The sequence below is a fragment of the Flavisolibacter ginsengisoli DSM 18119 genome (assembly GCF_900129295.1).
Taxonomy (GTDB): domain Bacteria; phylum Bacteroidota; class Bacteroidia; order Chitinophagales; family Chitinophagaceae; genus Flavisolibacter; species Flavisolibacter ginsengisoli.
Genome location: NZ_FQUU01000007.1, coordinates 30,469 through 55,730 on the forward strand (window position 1 = coordinate 30,469; position 25,262 = coordinate 55,730).

Consider the following 25,262-nt stretch of genomic DNA (forward strand, 5'->3'; position numbering starts at 1 on the left):
ACCGTTTATGTAATTATGCAAGACTTGTATAACAACGTTGGTTATGCGCTTATATAATATTACGTTTAGCATTTACCAAGGTCAGGCAGCCTACTATTTTCGATTGCAGCTTAAAAAGTTATCACAGATGCCTCGTACCTCGGGATGACAGTATATATGGGTAACTGATGGCAGACTGAACTATAATCGAATATCCAAACCCGAAAAATAATCACTGCTACAACCAATACGACCGATCTAAGCTTTTTTACTTTTTAATTTTGCCTTTTGACTTTCCCCATAAAAAAAGCCACCTCCTAAGAGATGGCTTGTTACTATATAACCAAATGATCAGAATGCCTTTTTTGATAAACTACTTTCAATGTATTCTGCCAGCTCAGATTGGCCGTTGGCAGTTTTTTGTTTTTGAACATTGCGCAGTAATCCTTCCACAAAACCAGCTACCTGGTCACGGAATGATTCCGGAACCTGGGCTACTAAGTTAAGGATATCATCAACACCTCTTTTAAAAGTAGACGGAGATTTTACTTTGCCAAGGAAATCAACCAGTGGCCTGATGGCTTCAAACTTACCCTGGCTCAATGGCATATCTTCAAAATTCTTCAGTATCACCTCAGCAGAACTTTCATCACCATATTTGATCAATATTTTAGTGATGGCACTTCCCAGTTTCCCTTTAGCAGGTTGTGACATCAGGCGTTTGGCTTCAGAGAAAGCAGCCACGCTGTCGATCTTTGCAAGGGCTTCCAGGCTATTGCCCGAAACAGTATAGGAAGAATCATTTACAGATGCCTGGAATAGACTTTTATACTTAGCTGATTTCAGATCTCCTAATTTGGAGATGGCTGCAGCCTTTACCGGACGGCTTTTATCTTTCTGTACAATTTCAAACAGTAATGGTTCAGCCATTGACCGTACCTGCTCTTTCTGCATTTCCAGCTTGCTGATGGCATAGCTGCGCAAACCTGCAAAAGGATCCTTCATACCCATTTCCAGGATTTGCGCTGCAGTTCTTTCGGCTTGATTTTTAGCTGCCACATCAATTGCCTCTCTCCTGTCAATATAATTCTTTGCGTGAGCATACTGGAAAGCATATTCATCCAGCGATTTATTCTCCGTACGTTGTGCTACCAGGATCTTATCGGCATCAAAACTAACCCACTGGGGCTGGGTGGCAGCAGGAAAGGCAAAAGTATCAGCCTTGTCTTTTACCCACACTGTATAACGGGTAGGCTTATTTCCTGTCCACACATCCACACTTACGGGTATTGTAAATAAATTATTGCTATCCTGTGTTTGCTCCACTACCATATTTACCTGCCTGGCGGCCGCATCGTAATTGCTTGATACATTAAGTTTGGGATGGCCATTGCCATAGTACCATTGGTTAAAGAACCAATTCAAATCCTTACCGGTTACTTCTTCAAAAGCCAAACGCAGTTGCTGCGCTTCACCATTCTTGTATTTATTGGTGTTCAGGTAAAGATTCAAAGATTTAAAGAACGCACTATCACCTACATAGTTGCGCAACATTTGCAATATGCCTCCGCCTTTATTATAGCTCACCCCATCAAATACATCTTCCTGGCTATTGTAATGAAAACGGACCAGGTTCTTCTTTTCACTATTGCTGTTGTAATATCCCTGCAGCGAACCATAGCGTTCTGCATAAGCTTCATCTTTACCATACTTAAATTCATTCCACAACTGTGATCCCAGGGTGGCAAAAGATTCATTCATTGTAATGTTGCTCCAGCTTTCTGCAGTTACATAGTCACCAAACCATTGGTGAAACAGTTCATGGGCAATGACTTCTTCCCAGCGGTTGCCATCTGTCAATTCCCTGGCATCCTGTTGTGCAGATTCCTGGTGTAGCGTAGCTGTTGTATTTTCCATTGCACCACTCACATAGTCCCGGCCAACGATCTGGGAATATTTAACCCAGGGAAAATCAACACCGGTTAGACGGGAGAACAAGGCGATCATTTGAGGAGTCAATCCAAATATCTTGCGGGCAACCGGAGCATACTCCTTTTCCACGTAATAGTTTACTTCCTTGTCTTTGTATTTATCTTTTATCACTGCATAATCACCTACACCCATAAAAAACAGGTAAGGGGAATGAGGCTGGTCCATTTTCCAGTCATCAGTGCGGGTGCCATCTTTATTAATTTTCTGGCTAACAAGTTTACCATTACTGAGTGTAACGTATTTTGCCGGCACGGTCATGATGATCTCGTCAGTCGTTTTTTGATTAGGCTTGTCAATGGTGGGCACCCAAACTGAGGTTGCTTCTGTTTCGCCCTGTGTCCATATCTGTGTGGGTTTATTCTTGTCTTTACCCAGCGGGTTGATAAAGTACAGGCCCTTGGCATCGGTAATAGCCGAACTGCCTTTGCCTGTAAATTCATTAGGCTTGGCGGTGTAGTCAATATAAATTGTGTACTGCTCTCCGCCCTTATACATTTTATCGAGCCTGATATTCAGCACCCAGCCATTGTAGGTGTATTTTAAGGGACTGTTCTTTGTTCCTTTTACAAGCGACACAGATTTAATATCCATTGCCTTTGCATCAAGGGCTAGAGAATCGGTGGGATAAAAATGAGGTTTCAGGGTGATCCAGACCTTACCGTTCAACTGGGATTTGGAGTAATCAAAATGAGCATCCAGTTTAGTATGAACCAGGTCATTGATCTTCTCAGGGGTGGCACGGTATTCCTTCGAAACTTCTTTTGGAGCCTCTTGTGAAAAGGCAATTGATAGACTTAAAAGGCAAAAACTTAGCAGGGCATATCGTTTCATGATACATTTTTAGTGTGGCAAATCTAAGGTTTATGGATGGGCATCCCCATATTTTTGACAAAAGGTGAAACCTGTATATGGAAGGTTTTCATATATACAGATTTCCTTACACCCCTGTTTTAAGAAGTGGTCTTACTCCTTTCGCCCAGGGAGAACCAGTTGCCTGAGTCGTCAAGGAACAATGCCTCATATCCATAGAATTCTTTGGTGGGAGGCTTTTTAAATTCCACACCTTTGGCCTTAAGTTCCTCATAAGTGGCCTTCAGGTCATCACATTCAAAAACTCCAAAGCCAAATGTTCCCTTCTTTACCAAGTCCCTCATTTGAGCTGCTGCTTCCCCCTTGAACATCATGCCTTCATCAATAGCCATAAGCGTAATCTCCAGTTCGGGTTGGCCAGGAGGACAGACAGTCAGCCAACGCATTCCCGGACCCATGGCTGCATCTGTATGCACTTTGAAACCAAGCTTATTTACATAAAAATCATAAGCGCTATCCTGGTTCAATACAAAAATGCTGACGTGATTCATTTTCGTGATCATAATAATTGATTTAAAGTTGAAACTGCAAATTGGGAAACTTAACAAGCTTTCATTTCTTCAAAATTGCTATTCTTCCAACCTTTTTGTTCAGCAAAACAACCTGGAATAAAATGCAATGGGTTCTGTTTGATCGTGTCTTCCCTTTCCATCATTTGCCTGCGATATAAGGAAGGGTTTTGACCGGTGCGTCTTTTGAAAAGGGAAGTAAATGATCCCAGGCTTTCAAAGCCAACAGCAAAACATGTGCTGCTAACGGATTCACCAGCACGCAACAGTTCCTTTGATTTTTCAATCCGCAGGCTGGTCAGGTATTGGTGCGGTGTCTGGCCAAAAATAGAACTGAAAAGCCGGATAAAGTGAAACCTGGAAAATAAGGCTTCATCGGCAATATTATCCAGGTCAATAGCCTCAGCATAATGGCTGTCAATAAAAAGCCTGGACTGAACGATCCTTTTGTATAGATACATTTTCGGATACATCACCTGGAAATTAATAATGTAATAAATGTAGTTTATGAAGTTACAATATTCAGGGAAGGATTGTTTCCGTATGATCTATAAACGAATGGCAGGGTTCACCTGGTGAAGTACCACAGGTCAACAGTTTTATCAGCACTGGCTGTGGCAATGTATCGACCATTATGACTAAAGGCTACATCATTTACATCATTGGCATGATGAGCAAATGTTTGAAGTAATGCCCCATCATTAACCTTCCAGATCCTTGCAGAAACACCTTTATTGATTCTTGAATCGCCCAGGAAATTTTGCAATAATTCTCCGATCATGGGTTTATCCCTTCCACCTGTCAACAGCAACTGGTCGTCAGGGCTAAAAGCTACAGCCTGCACATGTTCCGCCACCATCATAGTCCTGGCCAAACTCCAGCCGCTGGTATTCCAAAGCTTTATGGTTTTATCATCACTGGTACTGGCAAGCATCTTTCCATCATGACTGAAACTTACGTCCACCACAGTTTCGGAATGTGAAGTATTATTCAATATCAATTTCCCATCTGCCACATTCCAGATCTTAAAGGTTTTGTCAAAGCTGCAGGATGCCAGTTTGGTGGCATCAGGACTAAACCTCACTGACCAGATGATTCTTTGATGCCCCGGCAACTGGTGTAGTAACCGGCCTGTATTTACATCCCATATCCTGACGACAAGGTCATCGCCCGCACTGGCTATCTTCTTACCATCAGGGCTGAATGCCACAGTCCATACTGTTCCCTTGTGCCCGGCAAACTCCTTAATAAATGCACCATCCTGTAATCTAAATATTCTGACTTTTGAATCATAGCTACCTGTTACCACGTATTGGCCATCCTCGCTCAGATCCATATAGGCAATGCCAGATGGCTGACTAATTTTATGTACAATGCTACCGGTTATCCGGCTCCACAATTGTATGGTGCTGTCTACACTGGCACTGACAAGAAAGGAATCATTGGGGATAAACCTGACAGCAGTTACTACATGCCTATGCCCCGTGAATGAAAGACCTGGCTTCAATAACCCATTATCTACCCGGGGCGATCTGTAAAAGAACTGGTAATAGGTCAGGACCAATAGTATCGCTGCCAAAGGCAATAAAAGATATGGCAGCCATCTCTTCTTCTTATTGTTTGATTTTTTAATCATGATAAGTTGTTTACCTGGTAAGGATTGAATTGATCTGGTTGATATTTTATGGTTTGGAGTTGCAGTTCTGCATCCGCATCTTCATTTCGTATAGACTCAAAAATTTTGTAAACCCAAGGGCTTCCAGGAAATGAATCCCTTGTGTATATCCTTCGTCAATATTGGTAAATACCAATTCCCCCTTTTCACTCTGTTCCATCATGTGACTGATCAGTGACCTGCCCAAACCCTTTTGTCTCCATTGCGGATGAACAGCGCATTGCTTCACCCTGCCTGTGGATGGAACAAAAACAGCATAGGCTACAAGTTGACCATCCATATAGATACCGGGGAAACTGTGTCCTTCCCTGCACCTGCGGATACTGGCTAAAGAATTCTGCCAGGCCGGAATGCAATCAGAAAATTCCATTGTTATATAATCCACATTCACCTGGCTGATTGTGTACAATACATTTCCAGGCACAGTAGCAGATGTCCTGAAAGCACCCAGTTTTCTGGAAATAGAAAACCCCATTTTAAAATATTGTTTCATCGCAGCCAGGTTAGTATCGATCACTTCCAGCACATGTGAGTAAATACCCTCCTTTTGCAAATGAATGAGCGCATAATGGTACATATCCATAGTCAGATCCTTTCCCCTGAAAGCAGGAATGACACCTGTCCCGGCATTATATATGGTTCTCTCTTCATTAATCTTGTCATAGCCATGCAGGATGAAGCCAACCAGCCGGTCACCCTCAAAAGCTCCAACAGAATAACGCATAAGTATATTTTCGGCCTTCATCTTGGCCTTCATTGTTTCTGATGTGAATTGAAGTGGAATAAAATAATCACTGAAAGCTTCATTAAATGCAGCCGTTATATCCTCCACGGAACAATTATCCAGATTCCTTATGATCATACCCACAAAATAAACCGCATGGCGATCCGGAAAGAACCTGCATGGAAGGATGGTTGTTATCAGGGATAGCGAGCCTTTTAAGCCTGTCAAGTGTTAATCCTTAATAATTCCTTCACTATTTCCGGCTTCAGCTTTGCTGAAGAGGGCGCACTGACTATGAAAAATACATCCACCTTATTTCTGTTCATAGCTGTAATGGCTATCGCCTGTAGTTCACCGATCAAGGGCATTTTTGGAAAAAAGACACCCCACGAACAATATGCAGATAAACTGGATGACAGGGACCTGGACAAAACGCCTGAAGGCAGGCAATGGCTGGCAGCTTCTCAAAAAGCCCTTATCAATCCAATTGCTATTGACCTTCCCTACCGGCAACAAGGATATTTTCATGCAGATAAAGCCCGTGCTTTAGGTTTGGAGTTTAATGCCCAGGCTGGAGAGCGGATCAGCTTTTCATTAAATCGCAAAAATGATCCGGCACTAATGCTCTATACCGACCTGTTTAAGTCCGGCAGTTCCAAAGATCCTGTACTTTCTATAGATACCAGCAGCACCCAATTCAGCTTTGACATTGCGGAAACCGGTAAATATATTTTAAGGCTGCAACCTGAATTGTTCCGCACAGGGGAATACAGTCTTACCATTTCCATTAACCCTTCGCTTGGATTTCCAGTTACGGATCCCAAAGCCCGGGTTGAAAGCATCTGGGGTGACAGGCGTGATGGAGGAAAAAGAAAGCATGAAGGCATTGATATTTTCGCCAAAAAAGGCTCACCAGCTATTGCAGCTACTGATGGAGTCGTGACAGGAGTAAAAGAAGGAGGATTAGGCGGTAAGTCCGTATGGATGAAGGTCAATGATAAGGATATTTATCTCTATTATGCCCACCTTGACAAACAACTGGTGGAACAGGGACAGACAGTTAAAAAAGGTGACGTGCTTGGACTGGTAGGGAACACCGGCAATGCCAGGCATACGCCTTCGCACCTCCATTTTGGGGTTTACACTTCCAATGGTCCAATTAATCCTTTGCCTTTTGTAAACAAAGAGATGCAGTCAGCACCCGACCTGGCTTACAGATCTTTGTCCGGTTATTTAAAGGTGATTAAAAAAGATAAAGCCAGTGATGGAAGCATTTTAATTGCCAATACACTATTAGTACCCTTAGCACTTCAAACGAAGGGATATATTGCTGAACTTCCGGATGGGCAACAGGTGATCGTGCCGTTGAATGCAGTGCAACTCATTAAAGGTCCTGTAAGATCTAATAATGCTATTGCAAGTTCCAAAGATGTCGGATCAAAAAGATCCTGACGATTGTCGCTACCATCTAAAGCTACTTTTAAAGAAATACCTGCTATTAATATTGACCTTTAAAAAGACTGTATATAATTATAGCTCTTATGCCTAAAGAACAAGAAACCAAAATCAAAAAACCAGAAACCACGCATATTGCCAGTATGCCTGTTACTTGTTTTTAATTGGCAGATCTCTGTACCCTATCAGCACAATGTTCTTCTTTTTGATATAAGCTTTCACCTTGTCGCTGGTAAACAGGTTAGTAACTCCCTGGCGGTCTTTAGCCACTTTTTCATAGCCTATATGATACACTGCCTTTAATTCCTCGTTATCAAATCCTGGATGGTCTATGAACCAATAGGTTTTACCGGGCTTCAACTTTTCTAATCCTTTAAGGAAGCTTGTTATCTTTTCTTCACTGGTGCCCGAAGGACCATCATACCCTGTATAAATGACTCCATTTTCATCAAGGTCAATATCGATCTTATATTCTTTTGCCAGGCGTCTGGTCATAGTTGCCACTTCAGGCGACAGTTCTGTGCACCACATATGAGAAGATACATGGCTGATGCGCGGGATAAGTTTGAGTGCCAACTCTATCTGGGCCTTAAACTCCTTCTCAATATCAGATATGTTCCAATGGTTTTCCTTTAATGACTGGCCAGGGTAGTTCTTGTTTGGTTGCACCATAGGAAAGAAATAGCCATTACTATCTTTAATTGAGGCAGCAACTGTCAATGGCCGCCATTTAATATTCTCCCATTCGCTGGTGATGGCCAGGTGCACACCCACATCAACACCCGGGTTTTCCTTTAATAGTTTCACTGCCTCAGGAAACCAGGGCGAGGGGACAATCACTTCTATAGATCTTTCTATTCCTTGGTTATAGGATTTGATCAACGCTTCATTACCGGAATGGGTATAACCCATATCATCACCCCTAACCAACAAACGAATTTTATTTGGTTGCGTATTACCCATTATCGCTATTGATAAAAAAACTGCAGCAAATAATAATCTCTTCATGAAAATATATTAACCGGGATCAAATATGTTATTACCGGGGCATGCCAACTTAAAGAAGACTCGAAATACTGCCCATAGCAAGATACGGGATCTATAAGTCACTAAGGATGATCTTAATAAAGACTTCAGTAAGTAATAATCGAATTAAATTTGATGACCACAAACCAGGAAAATGGCAGAAAACTGGACAAGCAAATGGAATGATAGATATAGAGATAAAGAATTTGCTTATGGCGAACAACCTAACGCTTTTTTGAAAGAGCAATTGGAAAGACTAGTTCCGGGAAAGATTCTTTTCCCAGCAGAAGGAGAAGGACGAAATGCCGTGTATGCGGCACAACTTGGCTGGTCTGTATCAGCATATGACATTAGCAGGGAAGGGCAAAAGAAAGCACTGCAACTCGCCCAAAAAAACAATGTATTAATTGATTACCAAATTGGAGAATTAGAAACTTTAAATTATCAAGACGAACAATTTGACGCCATTGCCTTGATCTATGCACATTTTCCACCTGCAATCAAATCAGCCATTCACATGGCGCTTGATAAATATTTGCGCAAAGGCGGAACAGTAATTTTCGAGGCGTTCAGTAAAACTCATATAGACTACATAGCGAAAAATGAAAATGTTGGAGGACCAAGAGACATAGAATCTTTATTTTCTGTTGAAGAGATCAAATCTGATTTTATGAACTATAATATTATAGAACTAAAGGAATCTGAGATTTTGCTCCATGAAGGAATTTACCATAACGGGCTTGGTTCTGTGATCAGGTTCCTGGGCCGGAAGCAATAAGCGGTAAACTTCAGGTTTACGCAATTCGAAATAAAAGTTTGACTGCTGAGAAAAAGAATAATTCCACCTAAAGAACAAGGAACAATAAACCATAAACAAGAAACGGTCTAAAATAGTTTTTCTATCACAAGGTTCACCACTTCAAACAAGATCAGTATGATCACTATCCATTCCAGCATGCTGCTATAACGATGCTGCATTAAGGTCCTGAAAAGTTCAAGGTTGTCTTTGATAATGTTTAATCCTTCATGAATGGTTCTCACCCGTACCTGGAGGTCGAAGGTCCGTTTCAACTCTCCATCTATCCTGTTCAGGGTTTCGTTCTCCCAGGTCTCCGGCGGAGAATCAAACACATAGATGTTCTCCGCAATACGGTTGCGCAATAGTAGCGTCTTGCCGATAAACACTTTTAAATATTTACCTGAAAGTCCCAACCTTCCCTTGTTTACCAACGTTTGTGTATGAGTATTGGTTTCTTCCAGCAGTTTACTTGTTTGTTCTTCATAATAATCAAGGGCTACGGATTGTGATACATTCATCATTACAAGCCGCAGTACCTCAATATTAGCTGAAGGGATCTCTATCTGGTTAAAACCCACTTTGACCTCCTTTGCTTCTGTCTGCACAAGGAATTCATCTGTCAGGCTGTTTTCGAAAAGATTTTTGCAATAAGGATAGATGAGTTGAAGAAATGATTCGATCTCCTTGATTCCATAGTTTAAAAAACAAACAGCTCCATACTTAAAAACGTATACATACTGCTCCATCCCTGTCTTGTAAAACAGTTCCGATTGATCGTGGTACACCAACTCTCCAGAGAATCCCGAACTGAACCGTTTTACATCGATTGAATCAGCAACCTGGTATGAAACCACTTTCTGTAACATGACCCGTGTTTCCCTACCTAAAATTAAACAATCTAAATCAGCCGGATCCAAACGGCCATGTATAACTGCAAGAGTGCTTATCGATTTGCACCATTTTTATTCACACCTATTTTAAGCACCAGGTCCCATGAGACTTCCTTCACTGATAAAGGATCACCCCAAGCCGGTAAAAGCTTTGAGATAAAGGCTTCAGTTGGATCATAATGGTTGGTATTCATAAACCTTTGAACAGCAGACCAGGTACAGAGGTATTCCCTGAAATCAAATAGGGTCATTTCTTTTTTAGATTGAAATGCTGGTGCCTGTATTTCCGGGAAAGGAAAGGGAATTGTTTTGTATCCAGCTTCAGCATACCGGTTTTCAGCGATCCAGTAATCATCCAGTTCCACATCATGAAAATGATGAATGAACGGGTCGATCTCCGGAGATATAGTTGGCGGCACATAGGCCCAAGCCGCGATGACACCACCTGGTTTCAATATTCTTTTCACTTCAGGGTAGAATTGATCAAAATCGAACCAGTGCAATGCATTGGCTATAGTCACCAGGTCTGCTGAAGAGTCGGGCAGGGAAGTTTGCTCAGCTTTCTCCACCCTGTATTCTACATTCTCTTTTATAAAGGCATAGTTGATTTGCTCGCTACTTGGATCTGTGCCAATTACTTTTTTGAAATGCGATGCCAAGCCGATCGCAGCCTGGCCGTTTCCTGTGCCGCAATCCCAGGCCAATTCATGGCTTGCTGATAGTGATGACAAATAACTATACAGCTCCTCAGGATACCCCGGTCGGTATTTAGAATAAATGCCTGCCTGCTTTGAAAAATGATCTTTGAACTGCATAAAATTTACTTTCGTTTAGGAGTATACTGGTTGACAACTATTCCACAAGGAAATGAAGCCCAATGCGCCCTTGATGACTATTTATTTAGTTCATTCAATAGATCCTTAAGGTCCAATGGTTTGGTGTACATATCCAAAGAACCATCTGGTTTGGCGGGCCATTGTTCCTTTGGCCTGTCCCAATACAATTCCACCCCGTTCTTATCCGGGTCATCCAGGTACAATGCTTCCGAAACCCCATGATCAGAAGCACCTATCAGTGGATAGTGATGCTGGTGCAAGCGCTGTAATATAGCGGCAAGGTCTTTCCTGGTAGGATACAAAATGGCAGTATGAAACAAGCCCGGTGACCTTCCTGGTGCAGGGGGTGCATCCTTACTGTACCAGGTATTCAGGCCAATATGGTGATGGTAACCTCCCGCCGATATAAAGGCTGCATCTTTGCCATATGTAGTAGTGATTTGAAACCCTAGCAAACCGCAATAAAAGTCAAGGGACCGTTGCAGGTTTGATACTTTCAGGTGCACATGCCCGATACGGGTTTGCCCCGGAATGGTATAATCTGGATGTAGGTCCATATGATAAAGGTAAGACCTGAAAAAAAATTACACTCTCAGTGCCCCGCGAAATCCCCTGGCTGCATAATAAGACGATGCTCCATTATGGTAAATAAAGACATGGTCATACCGGAAATCAGCAAAGATGGCACCACCGAGCTTTCTGATGGGAGCAGGAGTTAGTATCCAACTGGAGGTTTTCAAATCAAATTTTCCGAATTCCTGTAACATCCGATACTGTTCCTCTGTTAACAGTTCAATACCCATGGCTGCCGCCCTATCTACTGCATTATTTGCGGGTTTAAATTCTTTTCTTGAATCCAGTGCTTCCCTGTCGTAACACAAGCTTCTGCGGCCCTTAGGACTTTCCACTGAACAGTCATAAAACAGGTATTCGCCGGTCTTTTTATCCTGTCCTACCACATCCGGTTCACCACCCGTTGCTTCCATTTGCTGGAGCGACCATAGCTTTTCCCTGTTAGCTTCCAGCCTGGCCTGAACGGCGGACCATTCAATACCATTATGCCGGTTCCTGTGTTTCTCAAAACGGCTTTTCAATACCTTCAAAATCTGAGCGCCTTCTTTTTCAGATATCATCTTTTTACTGGCCATGACAAAATTCTTTTACCCGATTTGCTTATTCACTTGCCATCACCTGTTCTAAAACTACATCGTAGTTGACAGGTATCTTCAGTTGAAATTATGTAATGAAATTTAGCAATAATGAAGCATAGTAAAGTTAATCCGGTCACTTATTTTAAAAACCATGCTGACATAAACCCCCATTCAGCAAGTACCTTTTTAGTTGTCTATTCCGTTCGCAAACTTTTTACCGGGTTGGCAATAGCAGCCTTGATAGATTGAAAACTCACAGTCATTAATGAAATGATTATGATGGCGATAAAAGGCAAGGCCAGGTAGGTCCAATGAATGGAAGTACGGAAAGCATAACCCTGCAACCACTTCGATACACTGATCAGTGCAATAGGAGTTGCTAACAGGAAGGCAATCAGCACCAGCAGTGCAAACTCTCGGTACAACAACCTGAGTATATCAGTTACAGAAGCTCCCAATACCTTCCTGATTCCTATTTCCTTGGTTCGTTGCAAGGTGGTAAAAGAGGCCAATCCAAATAAACCCATACATGCCACTAAAATGGCCAGCAAGGTAAATAGCAGGAAGGTCTGGCCAAAACGTTGATCTGCCTTATACTGCTGATCAAAATGATCGTCCAGGAAGAAATAGTCAAAGGTATTGCCGGGGAAAAATTCCTGCCACAGGGATTTAATTGTTGCAATGGTTTGTGAAGAACTCTGCGCAGTAGTTTTTATGGAAGTATACCCCGAGACATCTGGTATAAGCCGTAGGATCAGCGGTTCATACGCTTCACGTAAAGATTGCTGGTGAAAGTCTTCCACTACCCCACTGATAGTATATTGTTCCCCCCAAAAATCTATTCTTTTACCTATGGCTTCCTCAGGTTGATGAAAGCCTAATAATTCCACGGCACTCCTGTTGTAGATCACATTATGAGCATCATCACCATAGTCTTTTGAAAAAGCACGGCCTGCGATCAGCTTCAATCCATAGATCTTTAAAAAATCATAATCCACCCCTATCACCCTGTATTGCTTTTGTGTTGATTCATCGGCACCCACCAGTTTGATACCTCCTGCATTCCAATCCACCGGTTCCCCGGGAATACTTGTCGATACCGTTGCATTCGTAATTCCTGTTTGACTAACCAGTCGCTGTTTAAAGGCCTTCATTCGCTGCATATAGGTAGAATCCCGCCCCACCAATGGTTTATTGATAACAAGCGTTTGGTCAATATTGATACCGAGGGATTGCTTACGCATGAACTGGATCTGCTTATATACCACCAGGGTACCTATCAATAAAAAAAGCGAAGCGGCGAATTGGAATACTACCAGGGATTTGCGCAATACATTACCTGATGTGGTGCTCACCATTTTACCTTTTAATACCAGGATAGGTTTAAAACCAGATAAAACAAATGCCGGGTACAAACCTGAAAGGAAAACACCAATGCAGTATAGACCAATTAATCCCAGCCAAAAATCCCCTTTGAGAAATAAGGAGAAAGAAAGGTCCTGTCCCGATAATGCATTAAACCCTGGAATGCTTACTAAAACTATAATTATTGATAGTATAACTGCAGCGACATTCAGTAAAGCAGATTCAGACAGGAACTGAAAGATCAGTTGCTTCCTGCTGGAGCCAATAGCCTTACGTATCCCCACTTCCTTAGCCCGGTTGATGGCCCTGGCAGTGGCCAGGTTAATGTAATTGACCCAGGCAATGATGACAATAAAAAAAGCAATTGCCAATAAAAGGTACACCGTTTTACCATCCCCATTGGGCGCGGGCTCTCCCATGTAATTGGAATAAAGGTGAATGTCCTTTAATGGTTGCAAAGTGTAAGTAACAGAAGCATTATATTTCTTTAGGTCAGCACCTACAGCCTTTTCTACAATCTGCGGAAACTTTGACTGTACCACCGAGGGATCAGCACCATGACGTAGCAATAAATAGGTCAGGCATCCATCCCATAACCAGGCGGTCTCCGGGTTGTTTTCAGGCCCCATCATTTTAATATAGCTGGAATAGGAAAGCAATATGTCAGGGCGTACCTGTGTATTCACAGGCGCATCTTTATACACTGCAGTAACGGTATAATTTTGCTCCTTATTTACACGGAACGTTTTGCCAATGACATCCGTAGTTCCGAAAATATTTCTTGCTGTCGTTTCTGAAAGGGCTGCAGTAAAAGGTTCCTGCAAAGCTGTTGCTGCCTGGCCTGATATAAGTGGAAATGTAAAAACTTTAAAAAAAGAAGCACTGGCGAAAAATGGCTTTTCAATTTTTAATGGCTGGTTACCCAGTTCTGTCAGTAGCGGACCGCGGCCAACCAGTTTTACATAATCTTCAATTTCAGGAATGGCATCCTTAAAAGAATTTCCGGCAGCATAGGCACCAGCTGCCCAGCGGGTACTTAAAATACCTTTATCATAGCGATCCTGTTGCACCCTGTAGATGCGGTCTTTGTTCACCTGGAAATTTTCAAAGCTTAGTTCGAAGGAAACATATTGCAATATCAACAGGCAGGATGCCATGCCAATAGCCAGGCCAAGTATGTTAATTCCTGCATATCCCCTCTGGCGAATTGCATTCCGCCATGCCATTTTAAAATAGTTCTGAAGCATAGGAAAGATGTTTCTTATAAGTAAGATTAACAGCCTTTACCGTCATTGCAACGAATACTTTCGTAATTGGCAAATATTGATGATGACTGGCAAGTATGCCAGGTTTTGTAACCATCAAAAACCCTCACATTTATTCCTAAAGCTAAATCCGAAAAATTGTGAAACAGGGTAAAGCCAGACCTGTATCAGTCCCAATCACTGTAAAGTTTTTTCAGTACAAGACACCCCCAGAAAAGGATGGGATATCCCGAGGATGTCCCGAGGATATCCCAAGGATAAGCCGACGATAAGCCGACACTATAAGAGTCGGGACATCCTCGGGATATCTTTGGCTGATGTATGGGACAATGCTGGGAGAAACCAATAGAAAGTCGGGAGTTCACAGCCTGGAGAATAGTACAAGGAATTTCAATGATGAAGCAGAATGGTTCGTAGAGGCTTACTTTACACCGGTTATATTTTAGGACGCGGAAAGGGAATGCTTCATTCGTAACGATCAATGGCCAATTTTTTAATGTGAAGGAAGATAAAAAGGTTAGAGTAAAGGTGACTGGAATAGTAGACTTATGCTCACTGGTAGAAATCTAAATATTCCAGTTACAGGCATCAAAATCTAATTAATGAAAAATATATTTGTAATTCAAATCCGGGCTATGCGTAAAAAAGTATTGCTGATTCTTCTTTGCAGTGTTTTGCTTTTTGCCTGTTCAAAAGATTCCTCCAACAATCAACAGACCTATGGAAATACTTTGAACACCTGGACATTCAAGGAAGGTAATACTGTTTATAATGGTTCCTTACTATTAGGTGGAGCTTCTTTAAATACCCAACTGCAGTCCAATAACAGCTATACATTCAGCATGCTTGGCCCTGAAAAAACATCTGGTTTTTTGTTCAACCTCACTCTTTCCCTGGTTGACCTGAACTTTTCCCAGAAACAATATAAGTCAGGTGTTGATGGTAATGATTACCTGAATGCATTCTACTATATGGAGTCGCCTGCCAGTGCGGACAATATTTATAAATCTTCCAACCTTGATCCTGGCCCTGTCATGAACTATACCATCACAGCCTATGATGCCAATAAGGATATAGTTACCATTGAATTCAGCGGGCAGGCACAACGTGCAAACGGATCGCTGGTTTCTATTACCAATGGAAAAGTAACGGCCCAGGTTGAACGTTGATCAACCAGTAGTATAAACTCTGGTTAAATACCTTTACCGCTACTGGTTAACAGGCTTTCTTCTTATAATATTTCCCTGTAAAAACAATTAATACGGACCTTTAATGCATTAAAAAAACCGGCATTAACCTGCCTGGTTTACGTGTTATTCATCAACCGGGAAATATAGATTATGGTACCGGAACTTAAATTAAAGGTTCAGCACATCCTGCTTATCATAGGCATGGGATTGCTATTTGGTCTTTTGTATAACTTCCTGTATTATCCTCACACCTTTACTGAATACGCCGAGGCGGGTAGTATCAGCCTGTTAATTGGATTGATGGTAGGCATACTGGAGGAGTTTGTTTTTAAAAAATTATTTCAGTCCATCCGATTTCTTTTTGTTTTGCTGATCCGCACGCTTATCTATTCACTGCTGACAAGTGTGATACTGAGTTTTGTGCTATCCTTTGAAACTGCATCTGTTGAAAACATCAGCTATATGGGGGCAGTAAAAGAATACCTGGCCGGCCCCTTATTTGAAAGAGATTTTCTTTTCAGCTTTTCCTTTATCCTATTGATGTTATTTATAACGGAGGTCATATTATTGATCGGGAGAGCCAATTTTCTTCGGCTCATACTGGGATTATACCACCAGCCCCATGAAATCTCCCGGATATTCATGTTCCTGGACCTGAAAGGTTCTACCACTATCGCAGAAAAGTTGTCCAACAAAACATTCAGCGCTTTTATCAGGGATTATTTCTTTGATATATCGGATGCCATAATGATGTTCAAGGGAGAGATCTATCAATATGCTGGTGACGGGGTAATTGTGGTATGGCCACTGGGAAGTAATAATGACAACTGCATTCGAAGCTTTTATAAAATGGTGGAGATCATAGAAAGGAAAAGAAAAATTTACCTGGTGAAGTATGGAGTGGTACCTCAATTTAAAGCGGGCATTCATACTGGTAAGGTAATAGTGACCTCTGTGGGCAAATTAAAAAAGGAGATCGTTTATCATGGTGATGTATTGAACACTACCTCCAGGATTGAGGGTAAATGCAGTGAACTGAACCAGGATCTGCTGGTATCAGGTGATATGCTAAGTTGCATTAAGCATGCAGATGACCTGGCAGTGGAAGAAAAAGGAGAAATAGAATTAAAAGGGAAAAGGAATAAACTGAGATTATACGGGATAAAGTTAGTTAGTCAGCATAGTGCAGCTGTCCTAAGGCCTCAACTATATTAAGAGCCCGAATACAACCCGCAATTGGAGTAATAATGTACATCCACAAAGACTCCGGAACTTTTATAAAAACCGTTAGCTTTAGAATTATGAAGGATTATCAATTGTATAAACCCATTGCCGGGTTCATTGGCTCCTTTTTAATTTATTGATTCAGTTATGAAGCGACGTGATTTTTTAAATGTTACTGTTGGTGCTGCTATCCTTTCACCACTGGTGAGTTCTTCCACCGGACATGCGGCTGCACCTATAGATCCGCCTCCGGGACTTATACCGACGCCGGTAGGTGAAGCAGGCAAATGGTTCATGAATGAACCTACCAGGATCGGATGGTTCACCCTACGATATAGCGATGCATTAAAGCCTGCAGGCATGTTTGTGCAGGAAGTTGCAGATGCCAAAATGAACCTGCTTTGCCTGACAGTGGGCGGAAGTTTTGCTTTTTATCCATCTGCTATTCCTTTTCATGAATGGGCTCCCGGCATTTCACAATCAAACGATTTTTTAGGAAAGATTGCCAGCGCATCAAAATCGAGAAACATACGATTGGGTGCCCGCTTTGATTTTAGCAAGCAATCTGCTGAATCCGTAAAGGCCAATCCTGGCTGGTTCTTTACACTGGCGGATGGCACTCACCCAGTAGATGCATCCGGGCGAACACCACCTTGCATCAACGGTGATTTTTTTCGCAAGCAGGCAGTGTTGATCATGAAGGAAGTTGTAAGCCGTTACGATCCTGCATTAGTATACCTGAACAATTTTGGGAATAACCTCGGAGGTCAAAATCTCCCCGATCCCTGCCAGTGTGCCAACTGCAGGAAAAAGTTTTTCCAGAAAACCGGCAAAGCACTTCCTCAATCCATGACCGATGAAGTGCGGATATTTCTCAGGCATTGTACTTATGAAACTGGCCGCATCTTCTTTGATGAATTAATGAAACTATCGCCAAAAACAATTCTAATCAATGCTGACACCACACCCACACACGGGTGGCATAGCGAGACAAGGATGGTGATAGCACCCTCACGCCTGTGGCTGTATATTACCAGCGAAGCGGTGAACAGGCAGCGAACTTCTTACCCTGCATCAGTAACCTGTAATAATGTAACAAGCTACTCTTCAAATTCCTCCAGACTGGTATTAATGCCGGGTCAGGAAACCCGCATGCGGTTGTTCCAGGCAATGGCGCATGGCTCCCCTCCAACTTATGTAGCCACAGGCACCATGCAACAGGATGATCAGCGGGACCTCCTGGCAGCAAAAGAAGTGTTTCAATGGCATGCGCGCAATGAAGATATTTTTGGCAACACCATTAACCCGGCGAAGGTGTTGATACTTACCAAACCTGAATCTGCTCCAAGAGGACGAGACATTGTAATTCAACAATCACTACGAGGCATTTACCGCATACTCACTGAAAACCATATACCCCTTATGGTTTCAGAAACTATGGAAACCATCACCCAACAGCCAGGTCGGTTCGACCTTGTAATTGTAACACCAGGGGCACCTATACTAGGGCTCGAAAAATTTGTTAGTAATGGAGGCAGGGTATTATATATAGGAGAAGAACCAGCATTTGCTATTCCTGCTGCTGTTCGGGTACATGATCTTACTAATGTGTCGTATGTAGAAGTAAAAGACCAGCATTTATTTCCTTCATTGAAAGGTCTGACCTATTTGATGGCAACATCCATGTGCCCTTACACGGTGATTGATATATTCAGTAAAGCAGAAGTGAAAACGATGCGTTTCACTGAATACCCGGAAGAAAAAGGAACAAGCCTAAGCTTTGTACCGCCTATGATTGAAAACCCGGCTGAGGTTTCTCAAACTGATTTGAAGCACACGGAAATCCCGGCAGTGCTTCTCCGCGATCATGGCAGTGGGCGCATTGCCTACCTACCCTGGGACCTGGGTGCATTGTATGACCGCATGGCAATACCTTCTCATGCAAATTTATTGACTGACCTGGTTGACCATTTATTACCAAAAGGCAGGCAACTGGAAAGCGATGCACACAGTTCTATTGAAATGGTTCTTGCCTACCAGCAAAATACAGGAAGACATTTATTGCACCTGATCAACCTTTCCGGCCAGACACAGAATAATTATATGGATGCTATTGCAATGGGGCCTATCCGTATTTCAATCATTGGAAAATTCAAATCGGCAAGAACAAGGGAAGGCAATACAGGATTACCTGTATCATATAATAATGGCCGTTCAGAATTCACACTACCTCTTTTAAAGGAATATGAAGTGATCGTACTGGAATAATTTGCTTTGGTAGGTTTCTCAATAGATGTTATAGGTCATTTACAATTAAACCACATTTGCTTTTGCTATCTGGTTGATCATGCCCTTGAATATAAAACCATGGAAGGGCCATACGGCATACCAATACAGCCTTCCCCAAAGGCCCAGTGGTCTGAAGGTCGCTATCTGCTCCAGGGTATTATCATTTATACGGAATTCCAGCCAGGCTTCTCCGGGCAGCTTCATCTCTGCATACAGCAACAAACGCTTTTGCTCCTTACTGGCCAGCAGCACCCGCCAGAAATCCAATGAGTCTCCTGCCCTGATCAAGGTAGGACTTCTTCTCCCCCTTCTTAAGCCCACACCGCCAACCATTTTATCCAGCAGCCCGCGTATGCCCCATAGCCAATTGCCATAGTACCAGCCGGTACTTCCTCCTATAGCCCATATCTTATTAAGGGCACTGTCAGGATTTGTAAGGGATACCTTTCGAACATCTTTAAAACAACCATTCACAGGCACCTCAATATATTGTGCGAGGCCTTTGTTGAGAACATTGCTGCTTAGGGCATCCTTCCAGCTTGACACCACTTCATTCTGTTCTATCTTATCAAATGCCATCGCAATGGCTTTTTTATAAGGGATCAACTCTATGCCCAATATTTCAGCAAGATTATTAGGCCTGCATACCACTTCCACCTTCATGCTATCCACCAGGTTCTTGGCCAACACATAAGAAGTGGATGTAACAAAATATAACCAGTACGAGGAAAGCCGGGGTGTCATTACAGGAACTACATATACCCTGCGCTTCAGCCTCCTCACCTCCGCAAACTGCAACAGCATTTGTTTATAGGAAAGTATGTCTGGTCCTCCAATGTCAAAACTTTGGTTATAGGTTTCTTCCCTGGACAATACACGCGCCAGGAACTCTATCACGTTTCGGATGGCTATGGGTTGGCATTTTGTATTCAGCCAACGCGGGGCGATCATGATGGGAAGCTTTTCAACCAGGTCCCTGATGATCTCGAAAGAAGCGCTGCCTGATCCCACTATTATACCTGCCCTCAGCGTAGTGAGAGGTATTTGCCCGTTAGAGAGGATATTTTCTACATTCTGCCTGGAGCGCAGGTGTTTGGACAACTGCTTTTCGTTGACAATACCGCTCAGGTAAATGATCTGCTTTGCATTGGTACACCCTATGCCTTGCATAAAGTTTTCCGCAGCCTTTGCTTCCATAGTGGTAAAATCGCCGGTGGTTGTTGACATGGAATGTATCAGGTAATATGCCACATCTATATCCCGTGGAATATTTGCCAGCGTTTCAGGCTTTAGGAAATCTACTTCAATGACGGAAAGTTTAGAGGAAGGATAAGAATCCATGTTAAAACGGCTCTTATCCCTTAAGCAACAGACTACCTCATGCTCCTGCTCCAGCAATACCGGCAGCAAACGTTGCGCTATATAACCTGTTGCCCCTGTTAAAAGAATCCTCATGATCTAAACTGTTTTTCTTAGCTAATAAAGCCGGGCGAAGCTTGTATAGCCCGCCAGTTATAAGTTAAACAATTAATCCATAGCATTGGTTGATTCCTTTGAATCTTCAAATAGGAAACTCACCAATATGTAGCAAAACCAGGCAATCAAAAAGGGAATGAAAAGCATAAGAAAATAAACCAGTACTATTTATCTTTAGTTCACCGGTAAGCTTTTCATATATAACTAACTAAAATGGGTATACGAAACAGCTTACAGTGTCCTGGACAGAAGTAAGATGGGTAATCAATGGATAATTTAAATATTAATCAAAGAGATCTACACTAAATTGGCAATAGCCCTGAGGTTAGATCCATAAAATATATTAAGCCCAAACATGAAACTGTTATTTAGCATCAGCTTGCTGCTTACATTTCAAAATATGATGATGGCACAGGATTGCAGTTGTGCCGCTCAATTTAACTTCGTGACTAATTATTTTGAACAAAACAATCCTGCTTTCCAGAAGATCAAAAATGACCCTGCAGGTTATACCATTTATAAAGCCGACCTAAAAAAGTTGCGAACTGAGGCCAATAAGAAAAAGGATACAGATCTCTGCATCCGCCTATTGGACAAATATGTGACTTTATTAAAAGACCACCACAGCGGCATTGGGTTCAACCTGAACCGAAAGGACCTTGGAGATTCTACCAAGGTGGCGGTCTTTAAAAGTTCTGCTGCCTACCGCCAGTTCAAAAAAATCCAGGTGGATACTTCAGAATTATATACAAGACTCAACACAAAAGACATTGCTGATATTGAAGGTATTTACAGTGATGGGCGATCAATAGTTTTTGGCATAGTACAAAAAGAAAACAAGCCTAACCAATATATTGGGGTGGTATTAAAAACCAATAAGCTGTTGGATGCTGGTCATATATTGCTGGAGTTAACGAGGCAACAGGACAGTAGTTTTGATGTGTCCTATAACATCGGTCTGTTAGGGTTTAATTTTCAACGGATTATTAAAAACACGACCATTGAGCATGGACAAATACCTTTCCTTGGCTTTTCAAAAGGATCTGTCCCCTCATCACAGGGCAAAAATTATGAGTTTAAAGAATTGAATGACAGTACCAATTATCTTCGGTTATTATCATTTGATGCACGCCTCACCCGGGAACTGGATTCCTTTTATCTTACTATTGACCAGGCCATTAAAAGCAAACCCTTCCTGATCATTGACATCAGGAATAATGGGGGTGGAAGTGAATCGTCTTATTTTAAACTTTTACCCTATGCTTATACAAAACCTCTGCAAATTGATTCAGCATCGGTATGGGTATCTCCAGAAAACATTAAACGATACGAAGAATCCACAACTGGTGATTATAAAGATTTGGTTGCCCGGATGAAAAAGGCAAAACCTTATTCTTTTATTCCCCAAAGTGAACAGGCAGTTACTACCTGGTCAATGGATAGTGGAACTGTATATCCTAAAAAAATAGCCTTACTATTCAACAGGGGTACAGCAAGTGCAGGGGAAGGTATGATCCAGTATTTTATTCAAAGTGATAAAGTGATCACCATTGGTGAAAATTCAGGTGGTTATATTGGGTATGGTAATGTTATGAATGCGCCTGTTCCCTGCGGAAAATTTACAGTACAATCTACAACAACGCGCTACCTGCAAAAGTCAAAGTATGAATTTGTGGGCATTGCACCTATGTTTAGGGTGAAGAAAACAGATGACTGGATACGATTTGCTCAAGAAGTATTGAGTCGGGAGAAAAGAAGTTTGTAGTTTGTAGTTCTTTGGGCGTAATAAACTTAGATTTTACTATCAGGTTAAAGCGTAAGTGATGATAATTAAAGGTCAAACAATCTTACACGTATAATTTTATGACAAGCAAAATGGGATCGGTGGCATACAGCCATCAACACACGTTACCTTATATTGCCACACTTTCCGGGAGGTCGCATTTCTATTGTTAATTCACCCATATTCTAAACCCCATTCTGATTATATTTAAGGCACATGAAGCCGGAACTAACAAGCACAAAACCACATTACGCCATCCTTGATGGTCTTCGGGGTGTGGCCGCCCTGATGGTAGTGGCCTTTCATATATTTGAAGCCAATGCCACAAGCCACCTGGACCAGGTCATCAACCATGGTTACCTGGCTGTAGACTTTTTCTTTTTGCTTTCTGGCTTTGTCGTTGGTTATGCTTACGATGACCGCTGGTATAAAATGTCTATTAAAGAATTTTTAATGCGCCGCCTTGTGCGGCTGCAGCCTATGGTCATCATGGGAATGATCGTAGGGGCCATAGGCTTTTATTTCCAGGATTCCATTTTGTGGCCCAACATTCATGATGTACCTGTATGGAAAACCATATTGGTAATGTTCATTGGCTTCACCATATTACCATTACCCTTATCTATGGATATCAGGGGATGGACCGAGATGTACCCATTAAACGGACCTGCATGGTCCCTGTTTTATGAATACATTGTCAATATACTATACGGTATCGGCTTAAGAAAGCTATCTAATAAAGCATTGGGTGTGTTGGTGCTCCTGGCGGCGGCTGCCCTGGTACATTTTGCTGTAACAAGTCCCGGCGGAGATGTGATCGGTGGCTGGTCGCTGGAGCCTGTTCAGATGCGCACAGGTATTACAAGAGTTCTTTTTCCATTTTTCGCAGGCCTGTTATTATCCCGTACCGTTCAACTTTCAAAGATCAAAAATGCATTTCTCTTGTGCAGTCTGTCAGTCATTGCTGTACTATCCATACCAAGGATCGGGGGGAGTGAGCATTTATGGATGAACGGCCTGTATGATTCTTTAAGCATCATTTTGATTTTTCCATTGATTGTGTATTTGGGTGCCAGCGGTGAAGTAAAAGGCAAATACGGCTCCCTGATCTGCAAGTTCTTTGGAGATATATCCTACCCATTATACATTACGCATTATCCGATCATTTACATCTACACTGCCTGGGTAGCCAGCAATAAAGTTCCATTAAGTGAAGCCTGGCCAACAGGTATAGTAGTTTTTCTCACCTGCATAACACTTAGTTATGCCTGCCTTAAGCTATACGATGAACCTGTAAGAAAATGGTTGACCAGGAAACTACTGGTAAAAAGCACAAAACAGGCAGCAGTACAACTAAAGCCCGGATACTGAGCTGTTAATAAAGACTATCGCATGGCGTAAAAGACCTCAAAATTCCTTTGGAACTCTTACCTTATGGATAGCTTGACTATCTTGTGTTAGCATTATTAAATTAACCATACAACTGTTTCTACAATGAATAACCCGATCTATCCCTGCCTTTGGTTTGATGGAAAGGCAAAAGAAGCTGCTGAATTCTATTGTTCAGTTTTTAAAGATTCGAAAATTATAACTGACACCCCAATGGTCGTACAATTTGAATTGAATGGATCACGGTTTATGGGATTGAACGGTGGCCCTCATTTTAAATTCAATGAAGCGGTTTCACTTGTTGTTAACTGTGAAAACCAGGAAGAGATAGATTACTATTGGGAAAAACTAACGGGCGAAGGGGGACAGGAAAGCATGTGTGGCTGGCTAAAAGATAAGTATGGCCTTTCCTGGCAGATCGTTCCTTCCAACATGGGTAAACTAATGACAGATCCTGCCAGGGCGCAACGCGTGATGCCTGTACTCATGCAAATGAAAAAACTGGATATCCGCAAACTGGAAGAAGCATGATATTCTTAGACCCGGGCCCTCACCAGTTTCCTGGAATGGGCTTTGAACAAACCCTGGTTTAACAACAGGACAAGGGGAATAAGCAGGTAGCAAATACCGGCCAGCCATTCCAGCCTGACCCAGGCCAGGACCAGTGCAAGTAACCCGATGCCTGCATTCATCAAAGCACCTCTGGCTTCCTTGCGGGTGAACTCCAGCTCAAACCTGTTAAAGTTGAATTGCGCTGACAGTTTCAATACATGATAATGCATTAATGCGATGATCAGCCAGATAAGGAAATACCCTATACTGAAAAGGATGATCAGTTGGGGGAAATCCTCCTGTGATAGTACAGCTAATCCTTTCTCCGTAGCTGAAGGAAACAGGTCAAGTCCGCTCCAGGAAGCAATGAGCAGGGAGAATAAAAACTTGAGGGGATAGACATAGAAAAGGATGATGGCCAGGTAAAACAGGTTGAGCAACACCGTAGTAAAATCATGCAAACCATACCTGCGGAAGAATTGATATTGCTGGTACCAGAAAAGGAAGATCATGGCCACGGTAGCAAAAAATGGAATGGCCCCTTTGGCAATATTCCTTAATTCGCCGAATGTTTGTGGTACTTCCAGCGATGCTACTAGCAGGGAAACAGAAAAAGCAAATACGGCATCACTTAACCCTTCCACTCTCTGTATCTCTTTGCCCCGATAGCGGAAGTTGCCGTCAACCAGAGATGGGAATAACTTTTTGCGGATCATGCTGCCTTTTTGTTCAAGATAGCCAGGATGAACGTTATGAGAAATGACGGCCATCAGTAAATGTCATGAGCGTAGCTGATCTTTTTGGAGGTAGTTCAAAAAAATAT

The 25,262-nt window shown here is 42.2% G+C and carries 21 protein-coding genes; 8 read left to right on the forward strand and 13 right to left on the reverse strand.

The window, feature by feature from the left end; genetic code table 11:
• Positions 1-330: 330 nt before the first annotated feature.
• The 5 genes from BUA53_RS09525 to BUA53_RS09545 all read right to left on the reverse strand — a co-directional run bounded on the left by BUA53_RS09525 (position 331) and on the right by BUA53_RS09545 (position 5,887).
• A complete protein-coding gene (locus BUA53_RS09525; RefSeq protein WP_072835148.1) occupies positions 331-2,802 on the reverse strand; it encodes a M1 family metallopeptidase in 2,472 nt (823 codons plus the stop codon).
• 119 nt (positions 2,803-2,921) lie between these two features.
• Positions 2,922-3,344, reverse strand: a complete 423-nt coding sequence (locus BUA53_RS09530; RefSeq protein ID WP_072835149.1) for a VOC family protein — start codon at positions 3,342-3,344, stop codon at positions 2,922-2,924.
• Positions 3,345-3,382: 38 nt separating this feature from the next.
• On the reverse strand, positions 3,383-3,823 hold the full coding sequence (locus tag BUA53_RS09535; RefSeq protein WP_072835150.1) for a helix-turn-helix domain-containing protein: 441 nt from the start codon (positions 3,821-3,823) through the stop codon (positions 3,383-3,385).
• Positions 3,824-3,918: 95 nt separating this feature from the next.
• Positions 3,919-4,986 (reverse strand): WD40 repeat domain-containing protein, encoded by a 1,068-nt coding sequence (locus BUA53_RS09540; protein ID WP_072835151.1) that lies wholly within the window; start codon positions 4,984-4,986, stop codon positions 3,919-3,921.
• A gap of 46 nt (positions 4,987-5,032) precedes the next feature.
• Positions 5,033-5,887 (reverse strand): GNAT family N-acetyltransferase, encoded by an 855-nt coding sequence (locus tag BUA53_RS09545; RefSeq protein ID WP_139256398.1) that lies wholly within the window; start codon positions 5,885-5,887, stop codon positions 5,033-5,035.
• A 156-nt stretch (positions 5,888-6,043) separates the two neighbouring features.
• On the opposite strand from BUA53_RS09545, the gene BUA53_RS09550 reads away from it, so the two are divergent.
• Positions 6,044-7,201, forward strand: a complete 1,158-nt coding sequence (locus BUA53_RS09550) for a M23 family metallopeptidase (protein WP_217652970.1) — start codon at positions 6,044-6,046, stop codon at positions 7,199-7,201.
• Between the two features lie 153 nt (positions 7,202-7,354).
• Here BUA53_RS09550 and BUA53_RS09555 read toward each other — a convergent pair whose 3' ends face one another.
• A complete protein-coding gene (locus BUA53_RS09555) occupies positions 7,355-8,212 on the reverse strand; it encodes a polysaccharide deacetylase family protein (protein ID WP_072835154.1) in 858 nt (285 codons plus the stop codon).
• Positions 8,213-8,384: 172 nt separating this feature from the next.
• On the opposite strand from BUA53_RS09555, the gene BUA53_RS09560 reads away from it, so the two are divergent.
• Complete coding sequence (locus BUA53_RS09560) at positions 8,385-9,008, forward strand: class I SAM-dependent methyltransferase (protein WP_072835155.1); 624 nt, start codon at positions 8,385-8,387, stop codon at positions 9,006-9,008.
• A 107-nt stretch (positions 9,009-9,115) separates the two neighbouring features.
• Here BUA53_RS09560 and BUA53_RS09565 read toward each other — a convergent pair whose 3' ends face one another.
• From BUA53_RS09565 to BUA53_RS09585, 5 genes are all read right to left on the reverse strand, one after another.
• The gene (locus BUA53_RS09565) at positions 9,116-9,895 is read right to left on the reverse strand and encodes an RMD1 family protein (protein ID WP_072835156.1); all 780 of its coding nucleotides are present in this window, start codon (positions 9,893-9,895) and stop codon (positions 9,116-9,118) included.
• Between the two features lie 77 nt (positions 9,896-9,972).
• Positions 9,973-10,734 (reverse strand): class I SAM-dependent methyltransferase, encoded by a 762-nt coding sequence (locus BUA53_RS09570; RefSeq protein WP_072835157.1) that lies wholly within the window; start codon positions 10,732-10,734, stop codon positions 9,973-9,975.
• Positions 10,735-10,811: 77 nt separating this feature from the next.
• Positions 10,812-11,312, reverse strand: a complete 501-nt coding sequence (locus BUA53_RS09575; protein ID WP_072835158.1) for a VOC family protein — start codon at positions 11,310-11,312, stop codon at positions 10,812-10,814.
• Positions 11,313-11,339: 27 nt separating this feature from the next.
• The gene (locus BUA53_RS09580; RefSeq protein WP_072835159.1) at positions 11,340-11,903 is read right to left on the reverse strand and encodes a DUF4256 domain-containing protein; all 564 of its coding nucleotides are present in this window, start codon (positions 11,901-11,903) and stop codon (positions 11,340-11,342) included.
• Positions 11,904-12,100: 197 nt separating this feature from the next.
• Positions 12,101-14,518, reverse strand: coding sequence for an ABC transporter permease (locus tag BUA53_RS09585; RefSeq protein WP_072835160.1), 2,418 nt, complete (start codon positions 14,516-14,518; stop codon positions 12,101-12,103).
• 620 nt (positions 14,519-15,138) lie between these two features.
• Here BUA53_RS09585 and BUA53_RS09590 point away from each other — a divergent pair.
• The 3 genes from BUA53_RS09590 to BUA53_RS09600 all read left to right on the forward strand — a co-directional run bounded on the left by BUA53_RS09590 (position 15,139) and on the right by BUA53_RS09600 (position 19,218).
• Positions 15,139-15,705, forward strand: a complete 567-nt coding sequence (locus BUA53_RS09590) for a hypothetical protein (RefSeq protein WP_072835161.1) — start codon at positions 15,139-15,141, stop codon at positions 15,703-15,705.
• Between the two features lie 171 nt (positions 15,706-15,876).
• The gene (locus BUA53_RS09595) at positions 15,877-16,941 is read left to right on the forward strand and encodes an adenylate/guanylate cyclase domain-containing protein (protein ID WP_072835162.1); all 1,065 of its coding nucleotides are present in this window, start codon (positions 15,877-15,879) and stop codon (positions 16,939-16,941) included.
• Between the two features lie 156 nt (positions 16,942-17,097).
• On the forward strand, positions 17,098-19,218 hold the full coding sequence (locus BUA53_RS09600) for an alpha-amylase family protein (protein WP_072835163.1): 2,121 nt from the start codon (positions 17,098-17,100) through the stop codon (positions 19,216-19,218).
• A 45-nt stretch (positions 19,219-19,263) separates the two neighbouring features.
• On the opposite strand, the gene BUA53_RS09605 is transcribed toward BUA53_RS09600, so the two are convergent.
• Positions 19,264-20,694 carry an SDR family oxidoreductase gene (locus tag BUA53_RS09605; protein WP_072835164.1) on the reverse strand — a complete coding sequence of 477 codons (1,431 nt, stop codon included), beginning with the start codon at positions 20,692-20,694 and terminating at the stop codon, positions 19,264-19,266.
• A gap of 376 nt (positions 20,695-21,070) precedes the next feature.
• Here BUA53_RS09605 and BUA53_RS09610 point away from each other — a divergent pair, with 376 nt between their 5' ends.
• The 3 genes from BUA53_RS09610 to BUA53_RS09620 all read left to right on the forward strand — a co-directional run bounded on the left by BUA53_RS09610 (position 21,071) and on the right by BUA53_RS09620 (position 24,418).
• The gene (locus BUA53_RS09610) at positions 21,071-22,480 is read left to right on the forward strand and encodes a S41 family peptidase (RefSeq protein ID WP_072835165.1); all 1,410 of its coding nucleotides are present in this window, start codon (positions 21,071-21,073) and stop codon (positions 22,478-22,480) included.
• 234 nt (positions 22,481-22,714) lie between these two features.
• The gene (locus BUA53_RS09615) at positions 22,715-23,869 is read left to right on the forward strand and encodes an acyltransferase family protein (RefSeq protein WP_072835166.1); all 1,155 of its coding nucleotides are present in this window, start codon (positions 22,715-22,717) and stop codon (positions 23,867-23,869) included.
• 123 nt (positions 23,870-23,992) lie between these two features.
• Positions 23,993-24,418, forward strand: coding sequence for a VOC family protein (locus BUA53_RS09620; RefSeq protein ID WP_072835167.1), 426 nt, complete (start codon positions 23,993-23,995; stop codon positions 24,416-24,418).
• Between the two features lie 5 nt (positions 24,419-24,423).
• Here the strand turns inward: BUA53_RS09620 and BUA53_RS09625 are convergent, their stop codons facing one another.
• Positions 24,424-25,155 carry a TMEM175 family protein gene (locus BUA53_RS09625; RefSeq protein ID WP_175546049.1) on the reverse strand — a complete coding sequence of 244 codons (732 nt, stop codon included), beginning with the start codon at positions 25,153-25,155 and terminating at the stop codon, positions 24,424-24,426.
• Between the last annotated feature and the right edge of the window lie 107 nt (positions 25,156-25,262).

Bases quoted from the DNA above. Each gene is read 5' to 3' on its own strand.
- BUA53_RS09610 (WP_072835165.1), top strand. From the start codon at position 21,071: ATGAAACTGTTATTTAGCATCAGCTTGCTGCTTACATTTCAAAATATG.
- BUA53_RS09625 (WP_175546049.1), bottom strand. From the start codon at position 25,155: ATGATCCGCAAAAAGTTATTCCCATCTCTGGTTGACGGCAACTTCCGC.
- BUA53_RS09570 (WP_072835157.1), bottom strand. From the start codon at position 10,734: ATGCAGTTCAAAGATCATTTTTCAAAGCAGGCAGGCATTTATTCTAAA.
- BUA53_RS09540 (WP_072835151.1), bottom strand. From the start codon at position 4,986: ATGATTAAAAAATCAAACAATAAGAAGAAGAGATGGCTGCCATATCTT.
- BUA53_RS09585 (WP_072835160.1), bottom strand. From the start codon at position 14,518: ATGCTTCAGAACTATTTTAAAATGGCATGGCGGAATGCAATTCGCCAG.
- BUA53_RS09605 (WP_072835164.1), bottom strand. From the start codon at position 20,694: ATGAGGATTCTTTTAACAGGGGCAACAGGTTATATAGCGCAACGTTTG.
- BUA53_RS09535 (WP_072835150.1), bottom strand. From the start codon at position 3,823: ATGTATCCGAAAATGTATCTATACAAAAGGATCGTTCAGTCCAGGCTT.
- BUA53_RS09620 (WP_072835167.1), top strand. From the start codon at position 23,993: ATGAATAACCCGATCTATCCCTGCCTTTGGTTTGATGGAAAGGCAAAA.
- BUA53_RS09600 (WP_072835163.1), top strand. From the start codon at position 17,098: ATGAAGCGACGTGATTTTTTAAATGTTACTGTTGGTGCTGCTATCCTT.
- BUA53_RS09580 (WP_072835159.1), bottom strand. From the start codon at position 11,903: ATGGCCAGTAAAAAGATGATATCTGAAAAAGAAGGCGCTCAGATTTTG.
- BUA53_RS09530 (WP_072835149.1), bottom strand. From the start codon at position 3,344: ATGATCACGAAAATGAATCACGTCAGCATTTTTGTATTGAACCAGGAT.
- BUA53_RS09615 (WP_072835166.1), top strand. From the start codon at position 22,715: ATGAAGCCGGAACTAACAAGCACAAAACCACATTACGCCATCCTTGAT.
- BUA53_RS09545 (WP_139256398.1), bottom strand. From the start codon at position 5,887: ATGATCATAAGGAATCTGGATAATTGTTCCGTGGAGGATATAACGGCT.
- BUA53_RS09525 (WP_072835148.1), bottom strand. From the start codon at position 2,802: ATGAAACGATATGCCCTGCTAAGTTTTTGCCTTTTAAGTCTATCAATT.
- BUA53_RS09595 (WP_072835162.1), top strand. From the start codon at position 15,877: ATGGTACCGGAACTTAAATTAAAGGTTCAGCACATCCTGCTTATCATA.
- BUA53_RS09550 (WP_217652970.1), top strand. From the start codon at position 6,044: ATGAAAAATACATCCACCTTATTTCTGTTCATAGCTGTAATGGCTATC.
- BUA53_RS09560 (WP_072835155.1), top strand. From the start codon at position 8,385: ATGGCAGAAAACTGGACAAGCAAATGGAATGATAGATATAGAGATAAA.
- BUA53_RS09555 (WP_072835154.1), bottom strand. From the start codon at position 8,212: ATGAAGAGATTATTATTTGCTGCAGTTTTTTTATCAATAGCGATAATG.
- BUA53_RS09590 (WP_072835161.1), top strand. From the start codon at position 15,139: ATGAAAAATATATTTGTAATTCAAATCCGGGCTATGCGTAAAAAAGTA.
- BUA53_RS09565 (WP_072835156.1), bottom strand. From the start codon at position 9,895: ATGTTACAGAAAGTGGTTTCATACCAGGTTGCTGATTCAATCGATGTA.
- BUA53_RS09575 (WP_072835158.1), bottom strand. From the start codon at position 11,312: ATGGACCTACATCCAGATTATACCATTCCGGGGCAAACCCGTATCGGG.